The sequence below is a fragment of the Bradyrhizobium sp. ORS 375 genome (assembly GCF_000239775.1).
Classification (GTDB): Bacteria; Pseudomonadota; Alphaproteobacteria; order Rhizobiales; family Xanthobacteraceae; genus Bradyrhizobium.
The window spans coordinates 1-7,141 of the sequence record NZ_CAFI01000034.1; the positions used below are offsets into that span (position 1 = coordinate 1).

The 7,141-nt window shown below is 66.4% G+C and carries 6 protein-coding genes and 1 tRNA gene; 3 read left to right on the forward strand and 4 right to left on the reverse strand.

The window, feature by feature from the left end:
- The 3 genes from BRAO375_RS03055 to BRAO375_RS03065 form a co-directional block, all read right to left on the reverse strand.
- The coding region (locus BRAO375_RS03055; protein WP_052536042.1) for a flavin reductase family protein at window positions 1-676 on the reverse strand (676 nt) is incomplete at its 3' end.
- Between the two features lie 196 nt (window positions 677-872).
- Window positions 873-949: transfer RNA gene (locus tag BRAO375_RS03060), tRNA-Arg, on the reverse strand.
- Between the two features lie 106 nt (window positions 950-1,055).
- Window positions 1,056-2,078 carry a hypothetical protein gene (locus BRAO375_RS03065; protein WP_009025986.1) on the reverse strand — a complete coding sequence of 341 codons (1,023 nt, stop codon included), beginning with the start codon at window positions 2,076-2,078 and terminating at the stop codon, window positions 1,056-1,058.
- A 304-nt stretch (window positions 2,079-2,382) separates the two neighbouring features.
- Here BRAO375_RS03065 and BRAO375_RS03070 point away from each other — a divergent pair, with 304 nt between their 5' ends.
- Genes BRAO375_RS03070 through BRAO375_RS03080 form a run of 3 tightly spaced genes read left to right on the forward strand, consistent with a single transcriptional unit; the run spans window position 2,383 to window position 4,889 of the window.
- The gene (locus BRAO375_RS03070; protein ID WP_009025987.1) at window positions 2,383-3,306 is read left to right on the forward strand and encodes a spermidine synthase; all 924 of its coding nucleotides are present in this window, start codon (window positions 2,383-2,385) and stop codon (window positions 3,304-3,306) included.
- Window positions 3,303-3,929, forward strand: coding sequence for a fused MFS/spermidine synthase (locus tag BRAO375_RS03075; protein WP_009025988.1), 627 nt, complete (start codon window positions 3,303-3,305; stop codon window positions 3,927-3,929). Before BRAO375_RS03070 ends, BRAO375_RS03075 begins: the two co-directional genes overlap by 4 nt.
- A gap of 15 nt (window positions 3,930-3,944) precedes the next feature.
- Entirely contained in the window at window positions 3,945-4,889 is a 945-nt protein-coding gene (locus BRAO375_RS03080) for a M28 family peptidase (protein WP_009025989.1), read from the forward strand.
- On the opposite strand, the gene BRAO375_RS03085 is transcribed toward BRAO375_RS03080, so the two are convergent.
- Window positions 4,890-7,013, reverse strand: a complete 2,124-nt coding sequence (locus BRAO375_RS03085) for a phytoene desaturase family protein (RefSeq protein WP_009025990.1) — start codon at window positions 7,011-7,013, stop codon at window positions 4,890-4,892. It abuts the gene before it with no gap.
- Window positions 7,014-7,141: the final 128 nt, after the last annotated feature.

A 7,141-nucleotide genomic window follows, 5' to 3' on the forward strand; every position in this document is an offset into this window, starting at 1 on the left:
AGCCCTTGACGGCCGCCACGCGGGCGCGGGCGACGTCGGGCGTGCGATAGGCCGCCTCGGGAATCGTCCCAAGCCGCGACTCATGGACGCGCGGCCCGAGGCCATAGAACTGCTGGAAGCTCATGATCAGCGGGCGCCATTTGTCGGGGTCGATGCGGTCGGACGCGCCGTCCATCAGGATGAACGGATCGACATGAACCCGCTGCACGCGCACCTCGAAGCACTGGATGTGGCCCGTCATGATGGCGTCGTCATCGGCGATGCCGTGCACCGCCTCGACGCGTGCCTCGAGCTGGACCGGACATTCGGCGACGCGCGGTGCCGCGACGGTGTCGGAGAGGATCGCGGTCAGACCGGCCGCGGCAAACTTGTCCGCCTCGTGGCGATAGCCCTTGCGCAGCTTGATCGGCGGCACCGGGTTCGATCCGGTGGTCAGCGCCAGCCGGTCGACCGCGGCGACGAGATCGACCGAGGGCAGGTTCAGCACGCACTCGCCGCTGCGCCGCATGTTCTGTGGCGTCTTCGATCCCGCGGCGAGGCCAAGCATGCAGCGCCAGCCGAGCCAGAACGCCGAGGACATCGGCGCGAGATTGCAGCTGCCGTCCTCGTTGACGGTGCTGATCAGAACGACGGGCGTCCCGAAATAGAGGATGCCCGGCTCGATGGTCGTGTGCATGAAACGCTCTCCAGGTGATGCCGATCGGCGGCTCCCACCGCCGTCTCGCCTGGCAGGTTCCATGATCGCGACGATGCGCTCCACCCGTTTCCCGAACGCCTGGACCTCAGCCCGCGGCGATCAGGATGTGGATGGGACAGTCTTTGCGGTAGAGAGCTGGATGCGAAGGATTCTGCCGGCGCGATGCAGCGGCAGATGGCGATCCCGGCATGACTCGAACATGCGACCTACGGTTTAGGAAACCGCCGCTCTATCCAGCTGAGCTACGGGACCGGAGCACTGCACCGGAGTGCACCTGCTTCGGCAGCCTGCATAGCAGACCCGGCCAGCGACCGGAAGTCTCTAACGCTGCCCGCCGGACGGTGGCCGGCTTCGAAGATCAAGGGTCCTCTCCACAGCCGGCAACACCGAACAGGGCCTTGAGCCCGCACGGCGACATGAACATCTTGTCGCCGCTGTGGCCGACGCCGGCGACGTCCCAGAGCCGATGGTTTGGGGTGCCGCCATCGCGCGACGCCATGGCCGCGGCATAGGAATGGCCGCGCTCATAGCGTGTCGCCCCCTGGGCCTCGGCCATGCAGCTCTTGTCGAGAGCGGGGTGGTCCGGGTCGGTGTCCCGGACACCGAGCAGATAGATCACGCGGCGGCCGACATACGTCCGCTCGAGCTCGGCCGATGTCGGCGTGGCGAGATAGGCGGGCCGGTCGGCCATACCGTATTTCCAGCGATCATAGCCGGAACAGCTCGCGGCAATCGCGGGCTCGGGGCGTTCGGTCGAGAAATAGGCGTAGGACGAGGGATTGGCGACGACATAGCGCACCGCGATTTGCCGCTGCGTCAGCGCTGTCTCGCCCCGGCCGGCGATCGCATAGCGCTGCACCACCTGGCCACCGCCGGAATGGCCGGCGATCACGACCTCGGTCAAGGCTGGAAACAGGGCGCGATCGGCGAGATGCGCCAGGATCGCGTCGAGGGCCTCGAACGAGCTGACGGGTTGCGGACCGATGGCCGCATCGCCGCCCTGCCAGCCTTCGAGGGTCCAGCGCAGGATCTCGGGCGGCAGCCGATGCGCCTTGACATCACGCTTGGCGAGAAATTGCGGCACGACCAGCAGCGTGGTCGCCCCGGCTCCGCCCGCGGCATCGCGGGCCTTCATCGCCGTTTTGTAGTAAGCGTCGGCGTTACGCAGCCAGCCGTGCAGAACCAGCACGACCCGCGTGATGTCGGATTGTGGCTGTGTCCACGGCCGGGACACATAAAGCGGCAGAATGCCGCGATCGCCCACCGCGATGCGCGCATCGGCGACGACCGACACCGCGCGCCGGTGCGGCGCAGCCTCGTCCCGGGCCTTGGCCAGTCCGCCGAGCAGGGCCAAACAGGCGACCAGCGCCCACCTCAACACGGTGATGCCCCCGACTCCATGCGGCACCCGATGGCCGTGCCGAGGCGCATCATAGGCGCGTCGCCGCGGGAACAGAAGGCCTGCCGGCCGCAGGCGATCACACCCCCGTTGGGAGGGGTGGTTTGACTATCCGGCCGCCAGCCGATGGTCTAAGAGAACGGCGCCGATGCGGAACCGGCCTCGGGATTGCCGTATTGGTCGTGCCTGAGCGCGGCTCGTGAGCGAGGACAGCCGTCCCGCGCCACGGAGCCGCCGCGCGGTGCCCGCCCACCCCCATGTTCAGCCGAGGGAAACAGACAAGTCGATGCTCATCCGGTCGGTCATTTCAGGCGCCCTCGCAAGTCTCCTCTGCATGGCTGCCGCCAGCGCGCAGGACACCCGCCATTTGCTGGAGTCCAAGGAGTCGCTCTACAACAACATCTATGTCTATGAGCAGGCGCCCTACCGCAGCATGACGTTCGGTCACAACCGGCGCATCTATACGGAGAGCGTCTACAACACCAAAGACGAGCTCGATCTGCCGGTCGACTATACCCGCTTCATGACCGCCAGCGTGATGTACGCCAAGGACGTCCGCTCGATCCTGGAGATCGGCTTCGGCGGCGGCCGCACCGCCTGGTACCTGCATCGCTTCCTGCCCAAGGTGCAGGTGACCTCGGTCGAGCTCGACCCGACGGTGCTGGAGTTCGCCAAGAAATATTTCGGCATCAAGGAGGAGCCGAACTTCCACGTCGCCAACCGCGACGGCAGGCTGTTCGTGCAGGAATCGAAAGAGCGCTACGACATCATCCTGATCGATGCCTATCGCGGGCCGTTCGTGCCGTTCCACCTCCTGACCAAGGAATTCTATCAGCTGGTCAAGGAGCATCTCGCCGAGGGCGGCGTGGTGGCGCAGAACGTCGAGCCGTCGACGATGCTGTTCGACGCCGCGGTCAAGACCATCCACAGCGTCTTCCCGCAGGTCGACTTCTACGAGGCCGGCGGCAACATCGTCATGGTCGCCTACCCCGGCGATGAGCGAAAGCCAGAGGATCTCGCTGCGATCGCGCAGGAGCGCGACAAGGAGTTCGGCTTCCGCTACAAGCTCGCCGACATGCTGGCGCAGCGCAAGCGCATCGACATCGACAACGGCCAGGTGATCGATGCCAAGGCCAAGGTGCTGACGGACGACTTCGCACCGGTCGAGGCGCTGAAGAGCATCGAGCGCCACAACAAGAAGCTGCCATGAGCGAGCACGTGTCCCGCGCGGGGGTGTTGGCGATCTACGTCTGCTCGTTCCTGGTCGGCTGCGTGCTGATGGGCTTCGAGATGCTCGGCAGCCGCTATCTCAATCCCTATTTCGGCAGCGGCATCGGCGCCTGGGCGAGCCTGATCTCGACCGTGCTGTGCGCGCTCGCGATCGGCTATTTCGCCGGCAGCGCCATCGTCGACCGCCAGCCGACCACGCGCACCATCGGCACCATGATCCTGATCGCCGCCGCCTACATGGCGCTGGTGCCGGCGACCGCCGACGCCGTCATGGCCGACATTCTCGACACCATCGGGGATGGTCCGATGGCGACGCTGATGGCTGCGACCGCGCTGCTGCTGGTGCCGCTGACCTTGCTCGGCACCTTCTCGCCGATCGCGGTCAGCCTGCTGACGCGCTCGGCCGACGAGGCGGGCCGCGTCGCCGGCCTCGTCTACGGCGTTTCGACCATCGGCAACGTCGTCGGCACCCTGGTCACAACCTTCTCGCTGATCCCGACGATCGGCTCGCGCGCGATCACCTATTATTTTGCGGTCGTGCTGGCTGGCTGCGCCGCCATCCTGTTCGTTCCCTTCGGCAAGAAGACGCCTGACGTTCATTGATGAAGAGCTTTGCGGATGCCTGAGGTCTGGTCTCGACTCGCCGCGACGGCGGCCATGGCGGCGTGGCTGCTGACATCGCCGGCCGCCCGCGCGGCCGAAGCTCAGATCGAGCTGTGGGACGGGCAGCGCGCGATGGCTGTCATCGCCGACCTCCTGCAATTCACGCCGCGCTCGATGGGCGAGCCGGGACATCAGAAGACCATCGACTACATCAAGGCGGCGATGGCCAAGAGCGCGGCGGACGCAGTGCTGACGCAGAGCTTCACCGCCAAGGGCGACGACGGCAAGGCGATCCCGCTCACCAACATCATCGCCCGCTTCCAGGTGCAGAATCCGCGCCGCATCATCGTCGCCACGCATTACGACAGCATCATCAAGGCCTATCGCGACCCGAAATCGCCGGATGCCCCGATGCCCGGCGCCAACAATTCGGCGTCGGCGGTCGCGCTGCTGCTGGAGACGGCGCGCGTGCTGACGCTGTCGCCGAAGCCGGAAATCGGCATCGACTTCATCTTCTTCGACGGCGAGGAGGGGCCGAAATCGCTCGGGGCCGGCGATCCGACCTGGCGCCCACTCGGCTCGCCGTATTTCGTGACGAAGCTGAAGGACTACTATCCGACGCGCAAGCCGGAAAAGGCGGTCGATTTCGACATGGTCTGCGACAAGGACCTGAAGCTGCAGCCCGAGCCGTCGTCGCTGCATTCCGCGCTGCCGGAGGTCAAGAAGTTCTGGAGCATCGGCAGCCGGATCGCGCCGCAGGCGTTCTCGCCGGAGCCGACGTCCTATCCGATCAGCGACGACCACACCGCGCTGCAGCAGGCCGGCATTCCGAGCTTCCTGGTCATCGACTTCGACTACGAGCCGTATTTCAACACCACGCAGGACACGATCGAGCAGTGCTCGGCGCAGAGCCTCGAGGCCGTCGGCCGCACACTGCTGCGCTACCTTTATACGCCTTGATCAACGCGGCGCTCGCGCCAGCACCAGCTCGGGCTGCAGCTGCTCGGCGCGAGCGGCCTTGCGCGACAGCAGGCCCGGCAGCAGCGCCTCGGCGGCCTCCGCGCCCGAGATCACCACCGCCTCGACGCCCGCCCCTGCATTGCCGCCGCCGGCGATGACGAGATTGCGCAGCGGAGCTTTCGCGCCCTTCAGCCGCCCCGATCGCGCCACGCCATAGATCGAGCCGGCACAGGCGAGGTCGTAGCGCGCATAGGTGATGGGACTGGCGTCGGTGCGGTAGACGATGTGCTGCGACAGGCCGGGAATGACGGTCTCGGCCGCGGCCACCATGGCATCGCCGAGCTGCTGCTTGCGCGCCTCGTAGTCCGGCGAACGCCGCCACGCCTTCCAGTCGTCGCCCCCTTCGGCCGGAAACCAGCTCCTGGCCTGGTCGTGAGGAACGAGCGTGATGATCGTCATCGTCGCATGCCCCTCAGGCGCCGCCGATGGATCGAGCTTGGACATCACGGCGAGGCCGACCCCCATCGGAGTATCGAGATGCGTGGCCGGCGCAATGTCGGGGACGATGTCGAGACCGAGATGCACCGAGAAGCAGGACGTCGCGGGCGCGAGGCTGCGGACGGCTGCCGGCAGCTCATCGGGCCTCAAGAGCTCGGTGAACGTCCGGCCGAGATCGGCATTGGAGACGACGGCCCGGGCACGGACCGTGCGGCCATTGCCGAGCTCGACGCCGACGGCACGGCCCTGCTCCACAAGGATGCGCGTGACCTTCGTCTTCAACACCACCTCGCCGCCACGAGCGGTGATCGCATCCGTCAGCACATCGGCGAGGTGGCCGGAGCCGCCGACAGGATAGAAGCCGCCCTTGAAATAATAGCCGAAGATCGGGACCATCTGGGCGCAGCTGAGCTTCTCGCTGCCGTCGCCAAGATAGCCGGACAGCGCATTGAGCGTGGCGATCAGCTCGGGATCGGAGACATGGGCCGCGACCAGCTCGTCGAACGGCCGGTTCATCCAGCGGAAGGCCTGCGGATGCCTGCGCGGGAAGGCGAGCATCTCCTCGATCGATTCGGGCATGCCGGGAATGCCGCTGCGGCCCTGGCCGGTCGCATACATGCTCTCGAAGATCGCGTGAATCGTATCGAACAGCCTGACCAGACCGTCCGCACTCGCCGGGAACATCTCGCAGAGCAGCCGGACATAGGCGCGCCAGTCCTCGGGCACGTCGATGCGGCGGCCCGCTAGACGGTAGGAATGGGTGACGCGCTTCCATTCGATGCGGTCGGCGACGCCGAGCCGGCGCAGCACGCTGTCGACCGGACCGCCCGGCCAGACGCCGGAGAAATCGTGCGGCCCCGCGTCGAAGCGATACAGCACCGGCTTGTTGTCGTGATGCGCCTTGCGCAGATAGCTGTGGCAGAAGCCGCCGGGCACGACGTGGTGATCGAACACCTTCACCCTGAGCCCGGAGTCGGCAAGCAGCGCCGCAGCGGTGAGGCCGCCGATGCCGGCCCCGATGACCGCGACGTCGCAATCGGCACTCTCGGCGTCGGAGAAGGCCGGTGCCGGCCAATGATAGTCCTCCCGCGACGCCCGCATGCGCTGGATGGCCTGCCGGATCGCAAAGCGCGGGCCGAAGATCGAAATCAGCGCGCCGACCACGACGATGACGGTGGTGATCCAGGACGACACGCCGGCCCAGCGACAAAGGCCGAGCACGAGGAACAGCACGCCCCACAGCCCGGTCATCAGCATGTTGATCAGCTGAAACTGCGGCGTCGCGGCGCTATCGACATAGCTCGCCCGGGAATAGTCGGAGGTCCACGGGCGGCCCACCGCGAGCGAGACGAAGCTGATCACACCCAGTCCGGCGAAGGACAGCCATAGCGCGTTACCAGCAGTCCAGCTCGGAGCGAGATCATTGGCGATCGCCAGCAGGACGAAAAGAGCCAGGCCGCCGAGCTCGAGGACGGCCAGTTCGGCGCGCGTCGCGCGCCACAGATTGCCGGCGAGCGCCAGAGCGAGGGCTGACCACACGGCCCAGGAGGGCTGATGCCAGCCCAGTAGCGCCCAGAACACGATGAACGGCAGCAGCGCCAATTTGACGATGAGGAACACTTTCATACCAGCCTCCTCCGCGCCAACAGGGCGCGTCGATCTTTCCATTGTCAAGATCAGCATAGAGGCGGAACTGGTCGTGCGTCAACATAATCTTTCCATCGTCAAGATTAGATTCGTCAACCCCTGCGGGA

Excerpts from the sequence above, each read along its gene's own strand:
- BRAO375_RS03080 (WP_009025989.1), top strand. The coding sequence starts at position 3,945 with ATGCCTGAGGTCTGGTCTCGACTCGCCGCGACGGCGGCCATGGCGGCG.
- BRAO375_RS03075 (WP_009025988.1), top strand. The coding sequence starts at position 3,303 with ATGAGCGAGCACGTGTCCCGCGCGGGGGTGTTGGCGATCTACGTCTGC.
- BRAO375_RS03085 (WP_009025990.1), bottom strand. The coding sequence starts at position 7,013 with ATGAAAGTGTTCCTCATCGTCAAATTGGCGCTGCTGCCGTTCATCGTG.
- BRAO375_RS03070 (WP_009025987.1), top strand. The coding sequence starts at position 2,383 with ATGCTCATCCGGTCGGTCATTTCAGGCGCCCTCGCAAGTCTCCTCTGC.